Annotated in this window: 18 protein-coding genes, 1 tRNA gene, 1 pseudogene and 1 CRISPR repeat array; of the genes and pseudogenes, 10 read left to right on the top strand and 10 right to left on the bottom strand. The window is 59.1% G+C overall.

Annotation, left to right across the window (positions count from 1 at the left end):
• Positions 1–40: 40 nt before the first annotated feature.
• Positions 41–2,857: direct repeats of the CRISPR family, unit length 37 nt; unit sequence GTTTCCGTCCCCTTGCGGGGAAAAGGTAGGGATCAAC.
• Between the two features lie 274 nt (positions 2,858–3,131).
• The 4 genes and pseudogenes from cas2 to NW862_RS10275 form a co-directional block, all read right to left on the bottom strand.
• Positions 3,132–3,410, bottom strand: coding sequence for a CRISPR-associated endonuclease Cas2 (gene cas2, locus NW862_RS10260; protein ID WP_414334612.1), 279 nt, complete (start codon positions 3,408–3,410; stop codon positions 3,132–3,134).
• The gene (gene cas1 / locus NW862_RS10265) at positions 3,410–3,988 is read right to left on the bottom strand and encodes a CRISPR-associated endonuclease Cas1 (protein ID WP_414334610.1); all 579 of its coding nucleotides are present in this window, start codon (positions 3,986–3,988) and stop codon (positions 3,410–3,412) included. The genes cas2 and cas1 overlap by 1 nt, the downstream gene beginning before the upstream one ends.
• Before the next feature lie 49 nt (positions 3,989–4,037).
• Positions 4,038–4,178 (bottom strand): annotated as a pseudogene (locus NW862_RS10270) (CRISPR-associated endonuclease Cas1); the annotation flags it as partial.
• A complete protein-coding gene (locus NW862_RS10275) occupies positions 4,175–5,581 on the bottom strand; it encodes a TIGR03985 family CRISPR-associated protein (protein WP_414427151.1) in 1,407 nt (468 codons plus the stop codon). The pseudogene NW862_RS10270 and the gene NW862_RS10275, both read right to left, overlap by 4 nt.
• Positions 5,582–5,711: 130 nt before the next feature.
• On the opposite strand from NW862_RS10275, the gene crn3 reads away from it, so the two are divergent.
• On the top strand, positions 5,712–6,617 hold the full coding sequence (gene crn3, locus NW862_RS10280; RefSeq protein ID WP_414349121.1) for a CRISPR-associated ring nuclease Crn3/Csx3: 906 nt from the start codon (positions 5,712–5,714) through the stop codon (positions 6,615–6,617).
• 31 nt (positions 6,618–6,648) lie between these two features.
• On the opposite strand, the gene NW862_RS10285 is transcribed toward crn3, so the two are convergent.
• The 4 genes from NW862_RS10285 to NW862_RS10300 form a co-directional block, all read right to left on the bottom strand.
• Complete coding sequence (locus tag NW862_RS10285; RefSeq protein WP_414349123.1) at positions 6,649–7,485, bottom strand: ABC transporter ATP-binding protein; 837 nt, start codon at positions 7,483–7,485, stop codon at positions 6,649–6,651.
• A 62-nt stretch (positions 7,486–7,547) separates the two neighbouring features.
• Entirely contained in the window at positions 7,548–9,545 is a 1,998-nt protein-coding gene (locus NW862_RS10290) for a nitrate ABC transporter ATP-binding protein (protein WP_414334603.1), read from the bottom strand.
• A 167-nt stretch (positions 9,546–9,712) separates the two neighbouring features.
• Positions 9,713–10,540 (bottom strand): nitrate ABC transporter permease, encoded by an 828-nt coding sequence (gene ntrB / locus NW862_RS10295; RefSeq protein ID WP_414334601.1) that lies wholly within the window; start codon positions 10,538–10,540, stop codon positions 9,713–9,715.
• Between the two features lie 467 nt (positions 10,541–11,007).
• Entirely contained in the window at positions 11,008–12,312 is a 1,305-nt protein-coding gene (locus NW862_RS10300) for a CmpA/NrtA family ABC transporter substrate-binding protein (protein WP_414334600.1), read from the bottom strand.
• A gap of 213 nt (positions 12,313–12,525) precedes the next feature.
• On the opposite strand from NW862_RS10300, the gene NW862_RS10305 reads away from it, so the two are divergent.
• From NW862_RS10305 to NW862_RS10335, 7 genes are all read left to right on the top strand, one after another.
• Positions 12,526–13,608, top strand: a complete 1,083-nt coding sequence (locus tag NW862_RS10305) for a tocopherol cyclase family protein (RefSeq protein WP_414371384.1) — start codon at positions 12,526–12,528, stop codon at positions 13,606–13,608.
• A gap of 150 nt (positions 13,609–13,758) precedes the next feature.
• Positions 13,759–13,832: transfer RNA gene (locus NW862_RS10310), tRNA-Arg, on the top strand.
• 119 nt (positions 13,833–13,951) lie between these two features.
• Complete coding sequence (locus NW862_RS10315; protein WP_414334597.1) at positions 13,952–16,426, top strand: ATP-dependent Clp protease ATP-binding subunit; 2,475 nt, start codon at positions 13,952–13,954, stop codon at positions 16,424–16,426.
• Positions 16,427–16,587: 161 nt separating this feature from the next.
• Complete coding sequence (locus NW862_RS10320; protein WP_414334595.1) at positions 16,588–17,223, top strand: ATP-dependent Clp protease proteolytic subunit; 636 nt, start codon at positions 16,588–16,590, stop codon at positions 17,221–17,223.
• Between the two features lie 17 nt (positions 17,224–17,240).
• Positions 17,241–17,528, top strand: coding sequence for a Uma2 family endonuclease (locus NW862_RS10325; RefSeq protein WP_414334593.1), 288 nt, complete (start codon positions 17,241–17,243; stop codon positions 17,526–17,528).
• A 34-nt stretch (positions 17,529–17,562) separates the two neighbouring features.
• The gene (locus tag NW862_RS10330) at positions 17,563–18,174 is read left to right on the top strand and encodes an ATP-dependent Clp protease proteolytic subunit (RefSeq protein ID WP_414334591.1); all 612 of its coding nucleotides are present in this window, start codon (positions 17,563–17,565) and stop codon (positions 18,172–18,174) included.
• Positions 18,175–18,305: 131 nt separating this feature from the next.
• Positions 18,306–18,572 (top strand): hypothetical protein, encoded by a 267-nt coding sequence (locus NW862_RS10335; protein ID WP_414368362.1) that lies wholly within the window; start codon positions 18,306–18,308, stop codon positions 18,570–18,572.
• Between the two features lie 15 nt (positions 18,573–18,587).
• Here NW862_RS10335 and NW862_RS10340 read toward each other — a convergent pair whose 3' ends face one another.
• Positions 18,588–19,196: a chromophore lyase CpcT/CpeT gene (locus NW862_RS10340; protein ID WP_414334588.1), complete on the bottom strand. Its 609-nt coding sequence runs from the start codon at positions 19,194–19,196 to the stop codon at positions 18,588–18,590.
• A gap of 127 nt (positions 19,197–19,323) precedes the next feature.
• On the bottom strand, positions 19,324–20,367 hold the full coding sequence (locus NW862_RS10345; RefSeq protein ID WP_414349300.1) for a VOC family protein: 1,044 nt from the start codon (positions 20,365–20,367) through the stop codon (positions 19,324–19,326).
• Positions 20,368–20,764: 397 nt separating this feature from the next.
• On the opposite strand from NW862_RS10345, the gene pflB reads away from it, so the two are divergent.
• Together pflB and NW862_RS10355 are read left to right on the top strand one after the other, a co-directional pair.
• Complete coding sequence (gene pflB / locus NW862_RS10350; RefSeq protein ID WP_414427152.1) at positions 20,765–23,071, top strand: formate C-acetyltransferase; 2,307 nt, start codon at positions 20,765–20,767, stop codon at positions 23,069–23,071.
• Positions 23,072–23,152: 81 nt separating this feature from the next.
• Positions 23,153–23,530, top strand: a complete 378-nt coding sequence (locus NW862_RS10355; RefSeq protein ID WP_414336223.1) for a pentapeptide repeat-containing protein — start codon at positions 23,153–23,155, stop codon at positions 23,528–23,530.
• Positions 23,531–23,676: the final 146 nt, after the last annotated feature.

Raw genomic sequence — 23,676 nt, forward strand, 5'->3', positions numbered from 1 at the left:
AAGCCGTAAGCCCTGAGACTGTCTTTGCCCAAGGTGCCTAGTTTCCGTCCCCTTGCGGGGAAAAGGTAGGGATCAACGTCGGCAACTTGAGGAGCAACGGGCCGGTGAGGTGGTTTCCGTCCCCTTGCGGGGAAAAGGTAGGGATCAACGTTCGGGGAAGGTGAGGTAGGATATAAACCCATCAAAGGATTCCGTTTCCGTCCCCTTGCGGGGAAAAGGTAGGGATCAACAAAGATCGCCTCAACCGGGCGGCTCAAACCCGGAGTTTCCGTCCCCTTGCGGGGAAAAGGTAGGGATCAACAATAGAGATCTGCCACAGCAGCGAAGCCCCGAACTACGCCTTCTATGTTTCCGTCCCCTTGCGGGGAAAAGGTAGGGATCAACCAGGTAACAATTCACTTGCCACCGGCAAGTGAATGGGGGTTTCCGTCCCCTTGCGGGGAAAAGGTAGGGATCAACATTGCCATCAAGGAGAAACTCTTGCTCCACCTGTGCAGTTTCCGTCCCCTTGCGGGGAAAAGGTAGGGATCAACGCAGCAACACCTCTTTCAGCGGGTGGCGGTGCCAAGTTTCCGTCCCCTTGCGGGGAAAAGGTAGGGATCAACCGGCTCACCCTATACACAGCCGATGGGCCTGTGTCCCGGTTTCCGTCCCCTTGCGGGGAAAAGGTAGGGATCAACACTGGACACCGATTTTGTTTCCACCAGTTGAACCGCTGTTTCCGTCCCCTTGCGGGGAAAAGGTAGGGATCAACGCCGGCAGCAACGACATTGTCTTGGAATCGCTCCAGGGTTTCCGTCCCCTTGCGGGGAAAAGGTAGGGATCAACAGGGTGTGGCTCTTACCGGTACCCGGCCCGCCGAGCAGCGTTTCCGTCCCCTTGCGGGGAAAAGGTAGGGATCAACCTACCACGGGGCTGTTTGAGGGGAAACCAGTTAAGCAGCTGCAGTTTCCGTCCCCTTGCGGGGAAAAGGTAGGGATCAACCTGGGAGCTTTTGAGGTTTTTCTCCCGCCCTCGGGAAGTTTCCGTCCCCTTGCGGGGAAAAGGTAGGGATCAACATCAATCAGTTGGTCGAATTCGGCGTCGCTGAGAGGTTTCCGTCCCCTTGCGGGGAAAAGGTAGGGATCAACAGCCTATCTGCCTTCTGAGCCGCCTGGACTCCAAGCCGTTTCCGTCCCCTTGCGGGGAAAAGGTAGGGATCAACCTAAGGCGAAAGTAGCTGACAAATGGGCCCTCACCACCCGTTTCCGTCCCCTTGCGGGGAAAAGGTAGGGATCAACCGGAGTCGGCGGGAGAGATCTTCAAGCACTTACCCGTGCGTTTCCGTCCCCTTGCGGGGAAAAGGTAGGGATCAACGAGCCCGAGCGGCTCCGCTTGCGGCCGAGGCGCCACCAGTCGGTTTCCGTCCCCTTGCGGGGAAAAGGTAGGGATCAACTCCAAGAAATCAGCCCGATTCCGTTGGTGCTGCGGGTGGTTTCCGTCCCCTTGCGGGGAAAAGGTAGGGATCAACGTGAAATCAGGCGGACATACGCAGCCGCCAAAAGGGTTTCCGTCCCCTTGCGGGGAAAAGGTAGGGATCAACGTCACCTGGCTATTCAAAGAGGCTCAGAAGGAAACGTTTCCGTCCCCTTGCGGGGAAAAGGTAGGGATCAACACTGTACTATCTAAACTGTTTGGTCGAAGTCGGTTTCGTCGTTTCCGTCCCCTTGCGGGGAAAAGGTAGGGATCAACGTCGGCGGTAAGCTTAAATCCGCGAGTCCGGCCTAAGGGTTTCCGTCCCCTTGCGGGGAAAAGGTAGGGATCAACCAGGGGAAAGAATGTCTTAAGGGCTTCGCTCCGGTGGCCGTTTCCGTCCCCTTGCGGGGAAAAGGTAGGGATCAACTCGATTTCGTCGTCTTCCTCGTAGCGGGAAAGAGTGATGGTTTCCGTCCCCTTGCGGGGAAAAGGTAGGGATCAACCTGCCAAGGCTGCCCGCAAGGCGGCGCGCAAAGCGGCGTTTCCGTCCCCTTGCGGGGAAAAGGTAGGGATCAACGCTGCGGGTGTTGTTTAGCCTGCAGGTCGGTTCCCGCGTTTCCGTCCCCTTGCGGGGAAAAGGTAGGGATCAACCTTGCTCATGCCCAGGCCCACGGGTTGTCGCCACTCGGCGTTTCCGTCCCCTTGCGGGGAAAAGGTAGGGATCAACTCCCAGCTTTGTGCCGGGGGAGGTGGTGCAGGTGGTGGGTTGTTTCCGTCCCCTTGCGGGGAAAAGGTAGGGATCAACTTTCGGTGACGACGCGGACCTGGTGGCCCAGCTGCGTTTCCGTCCCCTTGCGGGGAAAAGGTAGGGATCAACAGCGGCGGCCCACGTGCACTACGTCCTGGCCAAGGGGTTTCCGTCCCCTTGCGGGGAAAAGGTAGGGATCAACGACGTCGGCGATCTCCAGGCCGGTGGCCGGCGCCGTCGCCAGGTTTCCGTCCCCTTGCGGGGAAAAGGTAGGGATCAACGGGGTTGGCGAGGGCCATTCAGGGGAAAGAATACCTTAGTTTCCGTCCCCTTGCGGGGAAAAGGTAGGGATCAACGTCTTGACCAGGCCGGAAACGTACTTAAGTTCGGTACACGTTTCCGTCCCCTTGCGGGGAAAAGGTAGGGATCAACTCGATTATGTTTCTCTGCTGATGTCATGAACCCAGTGTTTCCGTCCCCTTGCGGGGAAAAGGTAGGGATCAACGTGGTGCTGGTAAATGGGCAGCAGGCGGACGGGGCGTTGTTTCCGTCCCCTTGCGGGGAAAAGGTAGGGATCAACGGAAGGGGATCGATATCGTTTGTGGGACGTAAACAGCGTTTCCGTCCCCTTGCGGGGAAAAGGTAGGGATCAACCCTACCCCCGGAAAAGCCTGAACTCATGCGGTTTTCAAGGTGCGTTTGCGAGGGAGTACGGAGACTTCCCGACACAGATATTAACATCGCTTTGGCAAATAAGCGCAAGTCGGAGAATTCGCTCTTTTAGGGGCATTATGCTACATTTTCGCGCCAATCCCGGCAAAAGCTATTAGATCCCTCTTAAAAACTGGCGCCGGCAAAGAAAAGCTAGCGATGGCTCGCCCCGACGGATTGCGCACAAAACTTTACAATTTTGGCCGAGCTGAGAACCTCAAAAAATGAGGTAGTCCGGCGGCTCGTAGGGGGGAGGCCCCCCGAAGACCTTGGTGCGTTGTTTGGCGCTGGCATCCAGAGGGTAGGCCCGCAGGCTATCTTCCTGGAGGTTGAGCAGAGGCAGCCACGACTTTTCCAGCTTCTCTTCCAGCTCGGCAGTGTCCAGGGGGCATTCAAAAACGGAGCGTTGCACTCGCTGGCAGCACTGCTCCAGGCACTTGGCCAACTGGTGTCGGCGCTTATCGTCCACCACGTCGTAGCAAACCAACCACAGCATCAGCGCAGCTCCATTGCTTCGTACTCCAGGTTGCCGCTCACCAGGCAACGGCCCAGCCAGCGGGCTTGCTCCAGCACAATTTGGCTCAGGGCTAGGCGACGCGACTGGGGAGGATAGAGCAACGGCTGGCGGAAGCGGCGCTCCAGCTCACCCAAAAACAGCTTTTTGGCCAGGGATCCCAGCCATACGCCTGTCCCATCCGGCGACGGCTCGAAATCTTCCGGGGTGAGCAGGCCAGCCTTGATGAGCTGGATTACGGCCCAATCCACTACCAAGGGCCGAAACTCTTCCATCAGATCCAGCACTAGGTTGGGGCGATAGGGCAAATTGGTGTGGAAAAAGCCCAGGTAGGGATCCAAGCCGGCCATGACGGCTGCCGGGAACACCCGTGCCAGCAGCACCCCGTAGCCCCAACTGAGGAGCGCGTTAATCGGGTCGAGGGGCGGCTGGCGGTTGCGGCCTCTGAAGTTCCACTCGGGCGAGAAGCAGTGCTGGAGAGCTTGGTAATAGATGCGGGCACAATGGCCCTCCAGACCCATCAGGGCTTCCCGCTCTGGGTAAGTGGCGGCGCGATCCAACTATCGTTTCCACGCCGCGATCCAGCAGTTGGGCCAGAGCGGCGGCGGTCAACTGGATCCCGGGCAGTACCACCACTAGCTCTAGTTCGGCCAGGCGGCAAAGCTGCTCTTGGCCGCGGCGCCGAATGAGCAAGCTTTGGTTCTGGCAGTGAACCACGGTACCCGGCTCGGTTAAATAGAGGGTGGTCATGGGCAGGCGGGTTTGGCGAGGGCCAACTCGGGCCGGTAAAACCCCAGCTCTGCCTGCGCTTCTTGGGCCATCTGTTCCCGGTAGGCCAGAGGGGCAATCACTTCGCCGTTGGGCCGCCAATCCCGCAGGCGCATGGTGAAGTTGGTGTCTCCCACCCGCACATAGGCGCGGAAGTAGCGGTCGCTGGCCGGCCTCTGCCGAAGAATGTGCAGGATCTTTTCCCGTTCCCCCGCATCGGCTACCTCCCGCCGTACCAAAGCCGGGATCCGCTCGTAGTCAATGGGTTGGAAGGTGGGGTGGCGCACCGTGTTGTCCACGTAGCGGCGGGCAAACTCCGGCGCAAAGCGCAAAATCAAGAGCGCCTTGGGCAGATAGAAATCAGATCCCCAGGCCTCTTCCCAGGCCGCTTGCACCGCTTCGGGGGTGGGCAGGTTCCCCTGCTTCTGGCGGGCCACTAGCTCTGCCGGCACCGCAGGGTCAGACCAGGGCACCACCGTCAGGCGAGGCGAGCAAATGCGATCCAGGCGAAAGTTGTGCCAGCCCAGGGATCCGGCAGCCTGCGGGAGCTGACCAAAGGCCGCCAAATACTTGGCGCGGCGGGCATAAAACAGGCAAACCGGGTAGGTGAAAACCCTTTGGATCCCGTGCTGGCGGGTTTCGTAATCAAAGCGGATCAGCCCTGCCGCCGGTTTTGTCCAGAAGGCCTCTAGCTGGTTTTGGTATTCGTCCACCCGCTCCTGCTGTTCGTCGGAGAGGATGTATTCAAACCAGACAAACAGCCGCCGCTGCCGGTGTTGATGACCTCTCCAGATATCGTCCAGCAACACCTGCACGTCGGGATGCACAAAGGCCACGTCGCTGAGGACGTGGTAGATCTGCTCAAGCTGGCCGCCCGACAACGTCAAGGCCGAGGCAGCCGTCGGCAAGGAGGGGCGATCCCCGGCGGCGCGGCAGCGAAAGTTATCTCTTCGCTTGGAGTTGGCCTCGATTGGCTGCAGCCAGCCCCGGGCGGCCAGGTAGTCCAGCTCTTTGCGCAGGGTGCGGTGGGTCTTGAAAAAGGGCCGGCTAGCCAGCAGCGTCTCCAGATGGGGAACTTCAGCTTTCAAGGCGGCCACCAGGTCGGGATCCTTTAGCCAAAAGCTCAGGGGCTTCTGGCAAATGCAGCCGGGATCTGGGCAGGCGATCCCGTGGGGCAAATCCTGCTTGGGGTGGTGGGGCGAGAAGAGACGATCCCGAAGGTGGGTGTAGCCAAAGGTCTGCGGCAGATCCGGCCAGCGGTTTTCGCCATAGAGGCACTGGAGCAGCACCCACAGACGCACCGCCCGCTCCAGGCGCTCTGGCAACTGTCCGCCCGCCAGCCAGCGCAATACTTCTGCCGTCAAAGGCAACTCCCCTCCGTTCATCTCCCCCCTCCAGGGCAAGGCACAGACCAAGGTCGGATCCCTTCGCCCCTACTCTGCCAACAATTGGAAGCTCCCGATTCCAATCTTTTCCATACTGGAGCCAGTCTGTTGTCGTTCCGTCCCCATTGCTATGGCTGCTGTAGCACTGCAGTTGCGGTCTGGCTATCTGGCCCATTGGCCGCAGAAACCCCATCTTGGCGGGCTATCGTTTCAGGTCATTGAAATCGAGCTGACCCGACCGGATCGGCTGGTTTTCCCGGAAGATCTGGCTCAACTGCGCCTGCCTGGGGGGATCGACCCCCGCTTGGGAGTGGTACTGAGCGGGCGCGCCCCCATTTGGCTCTACGGCTGGTTGGTGCACGAGTGCCATTTCACCCGCTGGGTGGCCTGCTACGACCCGCGCCTGGGGGCAGTGGTGGTCTCCAGCCACAGCCCAGACGTGCAGGTGGGCGAGATCATCCCCTGGGTGCAGGGCAGGCCAGGCTCAGAATTGGCGGCGGCAGTGATGGTGGTGGGCCCTCCGGATAGCGGTAAAAGCCGCCTGGCCCGCGCTCTTTTCGAGGCCCTGCTGCCCCAGGATCCCAACGTTTATCTACAGCGGGCCCACTGGGATGGGGAAGGAAATTGGACGTTGGATCTGCCGCCGGAAGAAGCCAAAATCCTCAAGCACCGCTACCGGGGACGTTTGACCCCTGAATTTTTCAGCTTCCACGCCCAGGCCATCCTCGCCCTGCGCCAACAAAAAAGCTTGGTGATCGTGGATGTGGGCGGCAAGGTGGATCCCCACAAGCAGCCGATCCTGGAAGCCTGCTCCCATTACCTCTTGGTCAGCCGGGATCCGGCGGCCATTCCCCTCTGGCATGAGTTTTGTCGGGATCGGGGCAACCTGCGGTGTGTGGCCGTCCTGCACACGGGCCCCTGCCAGGAAGATCTGCCCAGGGATCCCAACCAACTGGAGCTGTGCTGGGATCCCGGCTCTCCACTTCCTGCTGAGCTGCTGCAGGCCGTGCGCAGCTTGGTCGGCTCAGCAGGATAAGGGCAGGAGTTCCAGCTGGGGTTTGCAGCTCTTAGTTAGCCGCTTCAGGGTTGGCCTCACGACCGTAGAGGTAGCTGAGGACAGAGTTGCGCAGGCGATAGTACTGTGGATCCTCCAAAATTCGCTCGCGGTCGCGAGGACGCGGGAAGGGAATAGAGATGATTTGCCCGATGGTGGCCGCAGGGCCATTGGTCATCAAGACCAAACGGTCGGCCAAAAACAGTGCCTCGTCAATGTCATGGGTAATCATCAAAACTGTACAGCGATGTTCCTCCCAAATGCGCAACAGCTCCTCCTGAAGTTCTTCTTTGGTGATGGCATCCAAAGCCCCAAAGGGTTCATCCAAAATCAGCACTGCTGGGCGGATTGCCAAGGCACGGGCAATGGCCACCCGCTGTTTCATCCCTCCGGAAATTTGCGGGGGATATTTCTGGGCTGCTTCCCCCAGCCCCACCAGATTCAGGTGTTCTTCTACAATTTGATGCTTTTCTGACTGGCTCTTTTGGGGAAACACCGCCTGAACAGCCAAGTAAACATTTTCATAAACTGTGAGCCAGGGCAACAAGGCATACCCTTGAAACACCACCATGCGATCTGGCCCAGGAGCTGTAATCGGCTGGCCTTTGAGCTTTACCGAGCCGCCGGTGGGCTGGGTAAAGCCAGAAACCATATTCAGCAGGGTGGTTTTGCCACAGCCAGAATGCCCAACGATGCAAACAAATTCTCCTTCACAGACGCTGAGGTTGATATCGCGCAATACGGGATACTCCCCCTTAGGAGTTGGGTAAGTCTTGCTGACATTCTCAAGGGTTAAGTAGGGCTCTGCGGCTGTGGCTACTGGGGTAGAGGTTGTCAAGAGGGCAGTCATCGTGGGGTGCTCCAATTCATCGTTTTCTCACAACTGGGAACGTGCTTTTGCCAAGGAGATCTCTAGAGCAACACGGGACGACGATCCCAAGCAACCTCGGCCACGTAAATGTCGTGCTTAATTGCCAGACTGTTGAGGTAAGCCAAGGGATCCTCACCATTAAAAGGGATCCCGTCGAACAATTGAATGGGCTGGCGTTGGTAAGACACATCCAGCCCCAGCTCGCGGGCCGCCGTACTGAAGACTCCCACCTGACACACCCGCTCCACGATCTCTACCCAGTTGCGCGGGAAGGGCAGATCCCCCCAGCGGGCCATTTGCGTCATCATCCACAGATGCTCGGTGCGGCTGGGACGGTTGCCGGCGCCCAGAAAGAAGCGGTGGTGGGCATATTCCCGCATTGGCATGTCTAGGTCACAGAGCAGGCGCTGGGGATCCCCCAGGTGAATGTAGGAAGGATCAGTGCTCAGGTAGGCGCGGCGGCTGAGCAGCTCGCGAATCTCGTCGTGGTGGGCCGGATCTTCACAGTAGCGACAGGCTTCCAGCAACGCTTTCACCAGGGCAATGTGGGTGTTGGGATAGGCCCTGGCCCACTCTTCGCGCACCCCCAACACTTTGCCGGGGTGGCCCAGCCAAATCTCCAAATCTGTAGCCACCGTAAAGCCGCTGCCCTCCAGAGCGGCCCGCAAGTTCCAAGGCTCTCCTACACAGTAGCCGTCGATGTTGCCGGCTGTTAGGTTGGCCACCATCTGGGCCGGGGGCAGGGTTTTCAGCACAACATCGTGATCCGGGTGGATCCCGCCGGCTGCCAGCCAATAGCGCAGCAGCAAGTTGTGCATGGAGCTGGGATGCACCACCCCAAAGGTCAGCCGACGGCTGGGGCTATCTAAGATGTAAGCCCTCAACTGGCTCAGCGTGTGGATCCCTTGCTCGTAGAAGCGCCTGTGCAGGGTAATGGCATTGCCGTTGCGGGTCAAGGTAAGGGCAGTCACCACCGGCTGAGGCGGATTGTCCCCGCCGCCCAGAGACATCCACACCGGCATGCCGGCGGGCATTTGGGCCGCATCCAAGTAACCTCCCTGGATGCCGTCTTGGATCCCTCGCCAACTGGTTTCCCGCACCAGATTGACTTCTTCCAGGCCGTGTTTGGCAAAAAACCCCTTTTCTTTGGCCACCGCCAGCGGGGCGCAGGCGGTCAGGGGCACAAAGCCAATCTCCAAGTTGATCTTTTCCAAACCGTGCCTGGCCACCACGGTGCTGCGGCGGGCCCGCCACTGCTTGATCCGTTTTTGCTGGTTCAAAAAGTAGATGATCTCGCTGCGATAGCTGTAGTAGCTGGGGTGATTGACCACCTCCAACCGGCGGCGGGGGCGGGGAATATCGATGGTTAAAATATTGCCAATTCGGGATCCCGGCCCGTTGGTCAGCATCACCACCCGATCCGAGAGCAGGACGGCTTCATCCACATCGTGGGTAACCATAAGGGTAGTCACGTGATGTTCTTCGCAGATGCGCATCAACTGCTCCTGCAGATTCCCCCGTGTAAGGGCATCCAAAGCGCCAAAGGGCTCGTCCAACAACAACACCTTGGGCCTTACCGCCAAAGCGCGAGCGATGGCTACCCGCTGCTTCATGCCCCCTGAGAGTTGCGCTGGGAACTTATCCGCCGCCTGCCGCAAACCAACCAGATCGATATGTTCTTCGACAATCTGCTGACGCTCTGCTGGGGAGTAGTTTTTCAGCACAGCGTCTACGGCCAGGGCAATGTTTTGCCGAACCGTTAGCCAAGGCAAAAGGGAGTAATTCTGAAACACCACCATGCGATCGGGGCCGGGAACGGTGATGGTGTGTCCATCCAAAGCCACGATCCCTCCGGTAGGTAAAGACAACCCCGCCACCATGTTCAACAGGGTGGACTTGCCGCAGCCGGAGTGGCCGATTAAGGAGACAAACTCCCCGCGGTGAATTTGGAGATCGATCCCTTGGAGAGCAAGATATTCTTGGCCCCCAGGCAGACCAAACGCTTTTTCCACTTGCTCTACACTGACCAGTACAGACACAGAAGACCTCCCCACCTGTAGATACTCTCAATTTGCTCGGCAACTCGGATCCCAGACCTCAATTCTACTCTTTTTGAAGAGCGGATTGGAGCAAACACTCAAAGACAATGGAAGAGGGATCCCAACTCAATTGGATGGACATGCAGTGAAAAGATCTGCAAACGGGGCTAGCGATTGGCTATTTTGTTTTGCAGGGCAGCCACCAGCCGATCCAAAAGCAAGCCCACCGCCCCAATGTAGATGACAGCAACGATGATCTCAGTTACATAATTCTGCTGGTAGGCATCCCAGATAAAAAAGCCGATCCCTGGCACGCCAGACATGACAATTTCTGCAGCAATAATCGCCAGCCAGGAGAGGCCGATGCCAACCCGCAAACCTGTGAACATGTAGGGCAAAGCAGAGGGCAACAGCACCTTAAAAAAGAAGTCTATCTTGGAAAGCCTCAGCACTCTAGAAACGTTGATGTAGTCTTCCGGGATCTGCCTCACCCCCACCGCTGTGTTGATCAAAATGGGCCAGATCGAGGTGATGAAAATAACAAACAGGGCAGCCGGCTCATTGCGCTGCAAAGCCGCCAAGGAGATGGGCACCCAGGCCAAGGGAGCCACCATGCGCAAAAATTGGAAGAGGGGATCCAAAGCGCGGTTGATCCACACGCTGCTGCCCACCAAGATCCCCAGGGCAATGCCCGCCAAGGCGGCGCTGCAGTAGCCGATGGCAACCCTTTGCAGGCTGGCCAAAGTTTGCCACAGCAGCCCTTGGTCGAGGTCGCTGTTGCGATACAGAGGATGCAGGATTAGATAACGGCTGCGCTCATCCATCCAAATATCCCATGGCCCCGGCAGCCGGATCAGGTTGGCGCTGGACAAAAGTTGCCAGATCAACAAAAATCCCGCAATGCCAACCACGGGAGGGAGGATCTGATCCCGATACTTGGCAAAGTCAAACTTGGCCGTCGAAGACTTTGCCGGAGAAGAAAGTGTCGTCGTCATGGCTCCTAGAGAGGATAGGGTTTTACACAGTTCTCCGTTGCTGCGCCCCCAGAACATCTCGACCGAGGGGTTCTACAGAGTGCTGGCAACAGAGCACGAACTTGGATCAGACTTGCCTTTTCCTTGGACGGGCAAACACAAGGACTGCAAGCTCGACAAAACTCTCACAACAATCAGTAAAATCAGTGCCCCCATCGCTATCGAGAGGATGAGCTTGTCCCATTGGGGCTGAGCCGGTCTCTCGAAGCAGGGATCCCTGGAGTATTCCCGCGGAACGTGAAGTAGAGCTAACATAGCCGATCCTCAACATAGAATTCAAAGCTTTTCAAAAAGCGCAAGGCTGACAGTTTCTATCAACTCGATGTGAGCAGAAAGCTCGGCTCAGCTTTTTCTCACTCGATGGGATCCTGTAAATAGGGAGGATCCCTGTCTTGCGAGAAACACGTCTGTGGTGGCTGGAGTCAATACTAGGCCCTCTTGATTTTCAGGCTGTTCAAGTAGGCCTGGGGATCTTGAGGGTCAAACACCACCCCATCGAAGAAACGCTCCGTTCCTCGCGAAGTGTTGCTGGGAATGTTCTTCACCCCCAAAGCCTGGGCGGCCTCGCGCCAGAGATCTTCGCGGTTGACCTCATCCACCAGACGGCGGGCAGTATCCAGATCCTTGAGGAAGCGAGCGTGGAAGCCCCAACGCAGCGATTCCGTCAAGAACCACAGGTCATGGCTCTTGTAGGGATAGGAGACGCTGCCCCGCCCATCTTCCCAGTACAGAGGCCCGGCGCTGAAATCTTGAACAGCCGGCTTGCCGTCTCCCAATTCGTACTTGCCCTGAAAAGGAGGCGTGAGAACCTCGACCGGCACATTTAGATAAGCACGCCCCGAAAGGATGCGCACCAGCTCTTCACGGTTGGCCGGATCGTCGCACCATTGCTGCGCTTCCATGACCGCCATCAAAGTGGCCTGCGTGGCCTTGGGGTTTTTCTCCACCCAGTCGGCGCGAATGGCCAAGTATTCTTCAGGGTGAAAAGGCCAAATCTGCTGGGTGAGGGCCGCCATGAAGCCGATTTTATCGGCCACAATCCGGTAGGGCCAGGGATCCCCGGTGCTAAAAGCATCCATGGTGCCATTGCGCATCCCCTGCACCGTCTCGGCAGAGGGTACCGCCAACAGGTCGATGTCTTGATCCGGATCTATCCCCCCAGCAGCCAGCCAGTAGCGGATCCAAAAATCTTGATTGACGTTGGGGAAGGTATGGGCGGCCTTGAATTTGCGTCCGTTGCTGGCGCTGAAATTTTTGATGTAGTCTGCGGCTCCGGAAACATCCAGCCCCAAGCCCTTGCCCGCATGCATTCCGGCAATGGCAATCCCGTTGCCTTGGGTGATCAACTGGCACAGAACCGCCATGCGCACCGGCTGGTTGTTGGTGATGGCGCCGATGTGGATCATATGGGGCATCGGCATCTGCCACTGGCCGCCGTCAATGCCCCCACCCGCCGAGCCGATCACCACGTTGTCGCGGGCTGCCGGCCAACTGGCCTGCTTCAACACCTCTACGCCGGTCATGCCGTGCTTGGCGAAAAAGCCCTTCTCCTTGGCGATGATCAGAGGGGCAGATTCCACAATCGGAATAAAACCCAGCCTGAGGTTGGGGGTTTCCGGGCCGCTGGCTTGAGCAACCCAGTAGCCCGTACTGGCCCGTGCTAGGCTGCCACTCACAAGCCCACCCACTGTGGCTGCACCCGCGGACAATAAAAAGCTGCGACGTGATGTCATGATCACCTCATCTTTGACAGAATATGTGAGCGCCAAGAAAAACCTTTCCAGTTCAAGCCGCTAGACCGACGGATTCCCCTCGTAAAGAAATCCTTAAATCTCAGCTTGGTTGATATCCTAAAAGCAGACAGGCATAGAAACAATACAATTATTCTTTTGGTATCTATAGGTTTTTCCCTATCTTTTGGCGATTCTCGAAGGAGTTGCTCTCCGGTGGCAGAGGGCTTTAAGCAAAACGGCTCAACGGATGGGGGATCCCTGCCCCATGCCGGCTATCACTGGGACGGTTGTGCCGAGCCGTTTTTTGAAGGTTGGTACAGCCGTGTCACCTTGCCCGGGGATCCGCCCCTTAGCTTTGCCTTCATGTACGCCATCGATCCCAGGCGAGGAGGCATGGCGCAGGTGTTGGGGCCGGACGAGGAGCTGCAGTGGCGCACCTTCCCCAACCCGCAGCGCTTCTGGGCCAGTTGGCGGCATCTGGCCTTGGGGCACTCCGGCGGGCCAGGCGAGAGCTGGCGAGGGCTGCAGGAGCCCCTCACCTTTTTCCAGCGCACCGCCAGCGGCTACCAATACAGCGCCCACCTCAACCAAGGGATCCTGCCAGATCCCACCCGGGCCGAGCCGGTTCGCTGGCTCTATCGCATCCAACCCTGCTGCGCCTATGGGATCCCGCCGCGGGCCACCATGGGAGCCTGGTCTTATCTGCCCATCTTTGAGCCGGGCTGGCAGATCCTGATGAGCCACGGCCTGGCCAGCGGCTGGGTGGAGTGGCGGGGCAGGCGCTACGCATTCGAGCAGGCCCCCGCCTACGCCGAAAAAAACTGGGGGCAGAGCTTCCCTCGTCGCTGGTTTTGGATCCAGTGCAACGCCTTTCCCGACCATCCCGGCCTCAGCCTCACCTGCGCCGGAGCCGAGCGACAGGTGCTCACCCGCCCCGAAGAAGTCGCCTTAATCAGCTTGCATGGGTGGGGATCCCAGCCTTTTTTGGAATGGCGGCCCGGCCAAGCGCGGCTAAGCTGGCAGGTAGATCCCTGGGGATCCTGGCAGGTGCGCGGTGAGGGATCCCACTGGTGCATCCAAGTAGAAGGTCATACACGGCAGCCTGGGCAAACCGTCTTCACCCCTGGCCCGCAAGGGATGCGGCGCAACTGCCGCGACACCTTGGCCGGGCATCTACAAACCCGCCTGTGGCGGCGCAACGGCCAAGTCTGGATCCAGGTGCTCACGGCCAGCAGCTCCCAAGCCGGCCTCGAGGTGGGGGGAGAAGTTCTGCGCTCCTGGCCAGGGCATTGTTGAACCTTGGCGGATATCTACACCCCCCTTGGACTTTCCCAAAAACGCTCTTGTGCTAGAATACCTAAGCCACACTGATAGGCGTCCATCTCTGAAGAGGAGAGACAGGTCTTCAACCGTGGCTGTTTTGCTTTTCCTGTAGGTAGATAGCTTGCGCCTGTAGCTCAGTGGACTAGAGCACGTGGCTACGGACCACGGTGTCGGGAGTTCAAATCTCTCCAGGCGCGTCACGATCCCAGATGATTTTTCGTCTGGGGTATTTACCCTACCTTAGTTGGCCTGAATCCTGTGTTAGGATTAGGCCTATCAAGTCCGCCTTGATGCAGGCGTAGGGAGCCCGAGGATCATGTTTGAACGCTTTACAGAAAAAGCCATCAAGGTGATCATGCTGGCCCAGGAGGAGGCCAGACGGTTAGGTCACAATTTCGTTGGCACCGAGCAAATCTTGTTGGGGTTAATCGGCGAGGGCACTGGGGTCGCCGCCAAAGTTCTCAAGTCCATGGGAGTGAACTTGAAGGACGCCCGCATTGAAGTCGAGAAAATTATTGGCCGGGGATCCGGCTTTGTGGCTGTCGAGATCCCTTTCACTCCCCGCGCCAAGCGAGTGCTGGAGCTCTCCTTAGAGGAAGCTCGCCAGCTCGGCCACAACTACATCGGCACTGAGCACCTGCTCCTGGGCCTGATCCGCGAAGGGGAAGGGGTAGCCGCCCGCGTTCTGGAAAACCTGGGGGTGGATCTGTCCAAGGTGCGCACCCAGGTGATCCGCATGTTGGGCGAGACCGCCGAAGTGACGGCAGGGGGTGGGTCTTCCAGCCGCACCAAAACGCCAACCCTGGACGAATTCGGCTCCAACCTCACCCAATTGGCCCAAGAGGGCAAGCTGGATCCGGTGGTGGGTCGGACGCGGGAAATCGAGCGGGTGATCCAGATCTTGGGCCGCCGCACCAAGAACAACCCCGTCCTCATCGGCGAGCCGGGCGTCGGCAAGACCGCCATTGCCGAAGGTCTGGCCCAGCGCATTGTGCAGGGGGATGTGCCCGATATCTTGGCCGACAAGCGAGTGATCAGCTTGGATATCGGCCTGTTGGTGGCCGGCACCAAGTACCGCGGCGAGTTTGAGGAGCGCCTCAAGAAAATCATGGATGAGATCCGCAACGCCGGCAACATCATCCTAGTCATCGACGAGGTGCATACCCTCATCGGGGCCGGGGCTGCCGAAGGGGCCATCGATGCTGCCAACATTCTCAAGCCCGCCCTGGCCCGCGGCGAACTGCAGTGCATCGGCGCCACCACGCTGGATGAGTATCGCAAGCACATCGAGCGAGATGCCGCTCTGGAGCGTCGCTTCCAGCCGATTATGGTGGGCGAGCCGAGCGTTTCAGAGACGATCGAGATCCTGTTTGGTCTGCGGGAGCGCTACGAGCAACACCACAAGCTGAAGATCTCCGATGCGGCTTTGGATGCGGCGGCCAAGCTGGCCGACCAGTACATCTCCGACCGCTTCCTGCCGGACAAGGCCATCGACCTCATCGACGAGGCGGCTTCACGGGTGCGCCTGATCAACTCGCAACTGCCGCCGGCGGCGCGGGAGCTGGATCAGGAGCTGCGGCGGGTGCTCAAGGAGAAGGATGCCGCGGTGCGGGCCCAAGACTTCGACAGGGCCGGTGAGCTGCGGGATCGGGAGATGGAGATCAAGCAGCAGATCCGCGCCATTGCTGCTGCCAAGAAGGCTGAGGAAAGCAGCCGCGAGGAGATGCCGGAGGTCACCGAAGAGGACATCGCCCAGGTGGTGAGCGCCTGGACAGGGGTGCCGGTGGCCAAGCTGACCGAGAGCGAGTCGGAGAAGCTGCTGCACATGGAGGAAACCCTGCACCAGCGCATCATCGGCCAAGATGAGGCGGTGCGGGCCATTTCCCGTGCCATTCGTCGCGCTCGCGTGGGGCTGAAAAACCCCAACCGCCCCATCGCCAGCTTCATCTTCTCCGGCCCGACGGGGGTGGGCAAAACCGAGCTGACCAAGGCCCTGGCGGCCTACTTCTTCGGCTCCGAGTCGGCCATGATCCGCCTCGACATGTCGGAGTACATGGAGCGGCACACGGTCAGCAAGCTGATCGGATCCCCGCCCGGATATGTCGGCTACAACGAGGGGGGCCAGCTCACGGAAGCGGTGCGGCGCCGTCCCTACACGGTGGTGCTCTTCGACGAGATCGAGAAGGCCCACCCGGATGTGTTCAACCTGCTGCTGCAGATTCTGGAAGATGGCCGCCTGACCGACGCCAAGGGCCGCACGGTGGACTTCAAGAACACCCTGATCGTGATGACCTCTAACATCGGCTCGAAGGTGATCGAGAAGGGCGGCGGCAGCCTCGGCTTCGAGTTCAACACCAACGACGAAGATGCAAACTACAACCGCATCCGCAACCTGGTAAACGAAGAGCTGAAGCAGTACTTCCGGCCTGAGTTCCTCAATCGGGTGGACGAGATCATTGTCTTCCGGCAACTGACCAAGGACGAGGTGAAGCAGATTGCCGACATCCTGCTCAAGGAAGTGTTCGACCGCATGACGGAGAAGAAAATCCGCCTCACGGTCAGCGATCGCTTCAAAGACTTGGTGGTGGAGGAGGGCTACAACCCCAGCTATGGGGCGCGTCCGCTGCGCCGTGCTATTCAGCGCCTGTTGGAAGACATCTTGGCGGAAGAGATCTTGACCGGCCACGTCAAAGAGGGCTCGGAAGTCCTCATCGATGTGGACGAGGAGCGCAAGCCCAAGGTGCTGGTCACGCAGCCGGAGCGGGTTCTCTTGCCGCAGGGAGCGGAGTAAAGCTGCGGCGGGGCATCTGTGTCTCCCCTTCAGGTTCTGGTTGCTAGGAAGACAAGGGATCCGCTGCTGTTCTCGGATCCCTTGCTCTTATCCTTCGTCTGTGTTGCTGTTCTAGGCAGTTGTCTTTAGAGTCAAGGGATTGGCCGTAGGAGAACTTTGGCATGGTGCAATCGACCTACTACTACTATGGCGGCGCTCCGGTTCGGACTCCGCCTCCCGATTTGGCCTCGCTGCTGTTGCAGGAGCGCATTGTCTACCTGGGCCTGCCCCTAGCAGAGGAGTCGAATGCCAACGTCACCAAGCTGATTGTGGAACAACTGCTGTATTTGCAGTACGAGGATCGGGAAAAGCCGATCAAGATGTACATCAACTCGACGGGCACCTACAGCTACGACACGGCAGCGTTTGCCATTTTGGATACGATGAACTACATCAAGCCGCCGGTGCATACCATCTGCATTGGCAATGCCATCGGTATGGCAGCCATGTTGTTGGCGGCGGGCGCCAAAGGGTTCCGGGCCAGCTTGCCCAATGCCACGATCGTGCTGCATCAGCCCTACGGTGGCACTCGCGGACAGGCCAGCGATATTGAAATTCGCACCCGCGAGATCTTGACCCTGCGCAACATGATGCTGGAGGAATTGTCTCGCAGCACGGGCCAGCCTCTGGAGCGCATCAAGAAGGACACGGAGCGGCTGTTTTTCATGACTCCGGAAGAGGCCAAAGCCTACGGCCTCATCGACCAGGTGTTGACCAGCTCCAAAGTCTTGCCGAAGTTGGCAACAGCCAAAAATTAAAACAGAGGGCTCCGTCGATGGTTCAAGTCCCTGCACAGCCTTTAACGGCGGAGGGGTACCTACGCCTCACGAACTGGCCTTATGAAAAACGCGATTATCAAGACAAGCGCAAAGACTGTGCTGCCGGTGGGATCCCGGAATACTGGATTGGGGATCCCGCTAAGCAGTCGGTTTCCGTGTTGCGCTGGGTTGGTGGGGAATACGAAGACGAGGTTAAAACCGGCCCTGAACGCATTGTTGCCTCGGTTTTGCCCCAGCTAGATTTGAGCGTGGAAGAAATCTTGCAAGCGCGTCGTTCTGTGTAGTGTTCCGTGCTGCATACTTTGCCAGGAGAAACTTATGCCGATTGGAGTGCCCCGCGTTCCCTACCGTCTGCCCGGTGAGCCCTACAGCCAGTGGATCAGCCTCGACGACCGCCTCTACCAAGAGCGGATCTTGTTTATTGGCGAGCCCATCGATGACAATTTGGCCAATACTATCGTGGGGGTGATGCTCTACCTCAACTCCCAAGATCCCCAAAAGGATATTGTGATGTACATCAACTCTCCGGGCGGCTCTGTGACGGCGGGCATGGCCATCTACGACACCATGAACCACATCAAGCCGGACATCGTAACCGTTTGCGTGGGCCAGGCAGCCTCGATGGCGGCCTTTTTGCTGGCTGCCGGCACCAAGGGAAAACGCTTTGCCCTGCCCCACTCCCGCATCATGCTGCACCAGCCTTCTCTGGGCACGATCCAAGGCCAGGCCAGCGATATCGAAATTCGCGCCCGCGAAACTCTGCGGGTCAAACGGCGCATGAATGAGATCTTGGCGCAAACCACCGGCCAACCGCTGGAGAAAATCGAGCGGGATGTGGAGCGAGACTTTTACCTCTCGGCCACGGAAGCCCAGGCTTATGGAATTGTCGACCGGGTGATCCAAGAGCGCTCGGAAGCCATGGCCAGCTAAGGGGGATTTTGGCTCGCCGCAAAAAGAAGACCTGGGCAAGATTCCGAATCAAGCGGAGTGAACCGGGAGATTGGCATCCAGTGAACCGAAAGCATTGGGTCAGAAGGAGCAGTGGATGGGCCGGTCTGCTGGTGTTCCTGCTGTATCCCCCCTATCCAGCTTTGGCTTTGCCCCCGGCTTCTGAGCTCCCTGAGGAGGTGCTGCGGGCTCAGCCAGATTTGCAGGCTCGCTCTCCGGTCGATAATCAGCCCCTCACCGCCGGCGAAGCTCTGCAACTCCAAGCAGCGCTGGGGGCCCGGCCCGAAACCGGATCTGTTTCTCCAGAGGTGGAGCGGCTGATCTTTTTGCTCAGGCTGCGCAAAGGGTTGCGCGACCTGTTTCCTTTTTTGTTCCCATAGCCTTTGATCTGGCCTTCACCCCCTGTTCCCCTCTCCCCAAGGGCGAGGAGGGATCCCTTTCTGGTAGCGGTAGGGGCCGGCGCGGGATCCCCAGGTTTGCTGACCGGTGGTGGCGTCAAAGCCGCGATCCCAGGTGATGAATTCCTGGGCTGTGAGGTCAAACTCGATGTGGATGTAGGTGCTGTCACCGGGGTTGAGACGGCAGCCGCCGCCCGGCAGCATCTGGCCATGAAAGCAGTTGGGACGTTTTTCCACCAAAATGCGGCAGCCGGGCAAATGCTCCAGGTCTGCCAGAGAAAGCTGCGCCAAGCGCTGCGGATCCTGAGAGGCGCCTGCCCAAGCCGCTTGATCCCGCAACTTGTAGTTCTCGATCCGCAAGGGATCCGCCAACAACTGCAGCACTCGGCTGCGGTAAAACCGGCCCGGCGTGTGCTCGTTAAATTGCTCGGTAAAAAAGCCGATCCCCTCTGAAAACAAGCGGGGTAGGCGCACGTACCAGAGGCTGACCGGCACAAACCACACCGGTTCTGCCATGGCTTGGGCGCGGTTGCTGTAGTAGCCTTCTAGCCAATCGGCCAAGGTCTGCAAGTCGGAATCGGCAGTTGCCGCAGCAGAAGCTGTCATGGGCAGGAAAGAGGGTTGCCTGTCTTCAGGGATTTCTCGATTGTACGGCTATGCCAAGGGGGGGTGGGGGCCGAGCAGTAGGGGCCGCCTCGATCTTGTCTGGAGAGGTCAAGATTGGCTTGGCTGGTCATAGCTGTTGTCGCTGCCGCTGTTGCCGCTCCAGGGCCTCGAACAGGGCTTGAAAATTGGCCTCTCCAAAGCCCGTGGCCCGGCCTAGCCGTTGAATGACTTCAAAGAAAAAGGTGGGCCGGCCAAATAGAGGTTGGGTAAATGTTTGCAGCAGAAGGGGACGATCCTGGCCATCAGAGGCGGGCAGGGTGGCATCCAGAAGGATCTGCTGCTCCACCAGGTCTTGCCAGGAGATGGCCTGTCCAAGGGCGGAACGGAGCGCCAACCCCAACTCCCTTTCCAGGCTGGTGTAGTACTGCGGCGGCACCTGCAAAAAGTCCACTCCCCCCTGCCGCAACCGCCGCAGGCTGGCAACGATATCCGGGCTGTGCAGCGCCGCGTGCTGAATGCCCGGGCCACCATGGGCATCCAAAAACTCCTGAATCTGAGAAGCGGCGCAGGTGGGTTCGTTGATGGCCCATTGGATCCCGGCTTCTGGATCCCCTACCACCACGCTTTCCAGGCCAGAGGTGTCGGTGTGGATGCTGTAACGGTACAGATGCCGCCAGCCCAGCACCTGGCCATACCAGTCGGCTGCCGCCTGCAGGGATCCCTGCTCCACGTTCAACACCACGTGATCCCAATGGGAGAACAGGCCTGCTTCCGCAGGGGTGACGTTGGAGGGGCCGGGGACGAGAGAATGCCGGATCCCGTAGGGGGTGTGGAGGCAGAGCGCCGCTGCTGCCGGGATCCATTCCACTGGGGCGCCTCGCCCCCGCAACAGCTCCGCCAAGGCCGGTAGCTCCTGCTCCCCCACCGCCAAAGCCACATCCACCACCCCCGGCGAATGCTGCTGCAAATGGCGATCCACCTCGTCCCCCGCCCGTGCCGGCTGAGACAGGCGCACGCGCAGGGATCCCTGCCGCAGATCCAGGGTGTTGCCGGCCTCGCTTTCCAGTCGGAAGCCCCAAACCCGACAAAAGTGTTCCCGCCAACGGGGCAGATCCCAAAGGTAGAAGTGCAGGTGATGGATCCCTTGGACAATTCGAATGGACTGGTTCATAGAAAGCGCACGGCTAACGCGAACGCCAGGTGTTCTGGTGTTTTCCCGGCAACAGGTAACCGGGGCCGCCCTAACCCAGCATAGGCTGGCCCTTTGGCGAGGGAAAAGGTCAAAACCCTTTCCAGCAAACCCTTAAGACAACATTAAAAACACGCTTAAAAATGCGCCCACAAAAACATCTTCGCAGGGCAAAGGACTAAAATTGAAGTGGGCGAGGTGTATGGCCAACATCCAAAAAAAGAAACAGCAGAGTTGCTAAAAGCTCTCCCTCAAGTCAGTCACCAGGCCCTCTCTTTTGCAAAGATTGTTGTAGCTTTTGGCAGTTGCTGGGGCGCCGCCTTGCCCTATTGTCAGCCTATTGGCGGAGTTGTCAGGCGTCATAGTTGGGAGGATTGTTATGATAGCGAGCGCGCAGCGTTCTGTAGCTTTGTCTACAGAATCGAAGGCCGAAAAAAATACAGAACGCAAAGTATCTGATCAAGCAGTTGCGAGAGATTTTCTGCCGGGGCAGTGGCAGCGCTGCATCGATGTCCGAGATTTTATTCAGCGCAATTACACTCCCTACACCGGGGATGAAAGCTTTTTGGCGCCGGCCACCGAGCGCACCCAACGGCTGTGGGCCAAGGTTAAGGATTTGATGGCGCTGGAGCGGGAGCGGGGGGTTTTGGATGCCGACACCGACCTTCCTTCCAGCATCACCAGCCACCCGCCGGGCTATATCGACCGGGAGCTGGAGCAAATTGTAGGTCTGCAGACAGACAAGCCCCTGAAGCGGGCCATCCTGCCCTTTGGCGGCATCCGCCTGGTAGAGACGGCCCTCAAGGCCTACGGCTACGAGCTGGATCCAAAGGTTAAGGAGATCTTTACCAAATACCGCAAGACCCACAATGACGGGGTCTTCGACGCCTACACGGAGGAGATGCGCCGCTGCCGCCGCTCTGGCATCATCACCGGCTTGCCGGACGCCTATGGGCGGGGCCGCATCATCGGTGATTACCGGCGGGTACCTCTCTACGGGGTGGATCGGCTGATTGAAGACAAGGAGGCGCAAAAAGCCAGCCTCGACCTGGACACGATGGATGAAGAGACCATCCGCCTGCGGGAGGAGCTCTCAGAGCAGATCAAAGCCCTGCACGAGCTCAAGGAAATGGGGGCCAGCTACGGCTTTGACCTGGGCCGTCCGGCAGCCAACGCCCGCGAAGCCATCCAGTGGCTGTACCTAGCCTACCTGGCAGCGGTCAAAGAGCAAAACGGCGCCGCCATGTCCCTGGGGCGGGTCTCCACGTTCCTAGACATCTACATCGAGCGGGATCTGCAGGCCGGGATCCTCACCGAAGAAGAGGCCCAGGAGCTCATCGACCACTTTGTCATGAAGCTGCGCATGGTCAGGTTTTTGCGCACGCCGGAGTACAACGAGCTCTTCAGCGGCGATCCCACCTGGGTAACTGAGTGCATTGGCGGCATGGGGCTGGATGGGCGACCTCTGGTCACCAAGACCAGCTTCCGCATGCTGCACACCCTCTACAACCTGGGGCCGGCGCCGGAGCCCAACCTAACGGTGCTCTGGTCGGAGCGGCTGCCGGAAGCCTTCAAGCGCTACTGCGCCAAGGTCTCCATCGAAACCAGCTCCATCCAGTACGAAAACGACGACCTGATGCGCCCCTACTGGGGGGATGACTACGGCATCGCCTGCTGCGTATCGGCCATGCGCATTGGCAAGCAGATGCAGTTTTTTGGGGCGCGGGTAAACCTGGCCAAGTGCCTACTCTATGCCATCAATGGCGGTCGGGATGAGATCTCCGGTGAGCAGGTGGCCCCGGCCTATGCCCCCATCACCTCTGAGGTGTTGGAGTACGACGAGGTGTGGCCGCGCCTGGTGCAGATGATGGCCTGGCTGGCCAAGACCTACGTCAACACCATGAACATCATCCACTACATGCACGACAAGTACTGCTACGAGCGCCTGGAGATGGCCCTGCACGACCGGGATATCCTGCGCACGATGGCCTTTGGCCTGGCTGGCTTATCGGTGGTGGCGGATTCCCTCTCGGCCATCCAGTACGCGCGGGTGCGGGCGATTCGGGACGAGCGCGGCTTGGTGGTGGACTACGCGGTGGAGGGCGACTTCCCCAAATACGGCAACAACGACGACCGGGTTGACCAGATTGCGGTGCAATTGGTGCAGACCTTCATGGCGGAGCTGCGCAAGCACAAAACCTACCGCAACGCCATTCCCACCCAGTCCATTCTCACCATCACCTCCAACGTGGTCTACGGCAAGAAAACCGGCAACACCCCCGATGGGCGGCGGGCTGGCGAGCCCTTTGCGCCGGGGGCCAACCCCATGCATGGCCGCGACACCAAGGGAGCGGTGGCGTCGCTGGCTTCCGTGGCCAAGCTGCCCTACGACGACGCGCTGGATGGCATCTCCAACACCTTCTCCATCGTGCCGGCGGCCCTGGGTCGCACGGCTGAGGAGCGGGTTGCCAACCTGGTGGGGCTGCTGGACGGCTACATGCGGGATGGCGGCTTTCACCTCAACGTGAATGTCCTCAACCGCGAGACCCTGCTGCAGGCCATGGAGCACCCAGAGCTCTACCCGCAGCTCACCATCCGGGTTTCCGGCTACGCAGTGAACTTCATCAAGCTTACCCGCGAGCAGCAACTGGATGTGATTAACCGCACCTTCCATCAACACTTCTAAACGAGGGGGCGGGGGATCCCGGAAGGCTGCCCCTAGCCGGGTGAAAGCAAAGGATCCCCCCTCCCCAAGCAAGGAGGTTCAATGAACTATAGCGTTGGGGATTTGGTTAGAGACTACGCGGCGGGACGGCGAGATTTCCAGGAGATCGAGCTGCCCCAGGCCGACCTACAAGGGATCCACCTAGCCGGTGCCGACCTGCGCTATGCCGATTTCAGCGGCGCCAACCTGGCAGGCGCCAACCTGCGGGGGTGCGATCTCAGCTTTGCCGATTGCAGCGGCGCCAACCTATCGGGAGCCGACCTGCGGGGATGTCTGCTTTTTGGCAGCAATTTCCGCGGTGCCCTCTTGGAAGGGGCTTTGCTGGATCACGCCGATTGCGATGCCTATACCCATTTCCCGGCGGGCTTTGATCCCAAAGCCCATCGCCTGCACAACCTCTCGGCGGAGGTCTCCCAGTAGGAGATCTTTCCACTGGTTTTCAACCGTTAAGAAAAACACAGTCTGGGTAAAGTCCAGATTTCATAAGGAAGAAAACCGTGATGTGCATAACATGGCCAGCAATTGGGAAGAAAACCTCAAGATTAGTTGATATTTTGCAAAAGCCA

Source organism: Synechococcus sp. H55.8, assembly GCF_047462375.1.
Lineage (GTDB): Bacteria > Cyanobacteriota > Cyanobacteriia > Thermostichales > Thermostichaceae > Thermostichus.

What these genes read in the sequence shown, in the direction of transcription:
- NW862_RS10355 (WP_414336223.1), top strand. Translation starts at nt 23,153, where the DNA reads ATGAACTATAGCGTTGGGGATTTGGTTAGAGACTACGCGGCGGGACGG.
- pflB (WP_414427152.1), top strand. Translation starts at nt 20,765, where the DNA reads ATGATAGCGAGCGCGCAGCGTTCTGTAGCTTTGTCTACAGAATCGAAG.
- NW862_RS10315 (WP_414334597.1), top strand. Translation starts at nt 13,952, where the DNA reads ATGTTTGAACGCTTTACAGAAAAAGCCATCAAGGTGATCATGCTGGCC.
- NW862_RS10345 (WP_414349300.1), bottom strand. Translation starts at nt 20,367, where the DNA reads ATGAACCAGTCCATTCGAATTGTCCAAGGGATCCATCACCTGCACTTC.
- crn3 (WP_414349121.1), top strand. Translation starts at nt 5,712, where the DNA reads ATGGCTGCTGTAGCACTGCAGTTGCGGTCTGGCTATCTGGCCCATTGG.
- ntrB (WP_414334601.1), bottom strand. Translation starts at nt 10,540, where the DNA reads ATGACGACGACACTTTCTTCTCCGGCAAAGTCTTCGACGGCCAAGTTT.
- NW862_RS10320 (WP_414334595.1), top strand. Translation starts at nt 16,588, where the DNA reads ATGGTGCAATCGACCTACTACTACTATGGCGGCGCTCCGGTTCGGACT.
- NW862_RS10275 (WP_414427151.1), bottom strand. Translation starts at nt 5,581, where the DNA reads ATGAACGGAGGGGAGTTGCCTTTGACGGCAGAAGTATTGCGCTGGCTG.
- NW862_RS10325 (WP_414334593.1), top strand. Translation starts at nt 17,241, where the DNA reads ATGGTTCAAGTCCCTGCACAGCCTTTAACGGCGGAGGGGTACCTACGC.
- cas2 (WP_414334612.1), bottom strand. Translation starts at nt 3,410, where the DNA reads ATGCTGTGGTTGGTTTGCTACGACGTGGTGGACGATAAGCGCCGACAC.
- NW862_RS10285 (WP_414349123.1), bottom strand. Translation starts at nt 7,485, where the DNA reads ATGACTGCCCTCTTGACAACCTCTACCCCAGTAGCCACAGCCGCAGAG.
- NW862_RS10340 (WP_414334588.1), bottom strand. Translation starts at nt 19,196, where the DNA reads ATGACAGCTTCTGCTGCGGCAACTGCCGATTCCGACTTGCAGACCTTG.
- NW862_RS10300 (WP_414334600.1), bottom strand. Translation starts at nt 12,312, where the DNA reads ATGACATCACGTCGCAGCTTTTTATTGTCCGCGGGTGCAGCCACAGTG.
- NW862_RS10330 (WP_414334591.1), top strand. Translation starts at nt 17,563, where the DNA reads ATGCCGATTGGAGTGCCCCGCGTTCCCTACCGTCTGCCCGGTGAGCCC.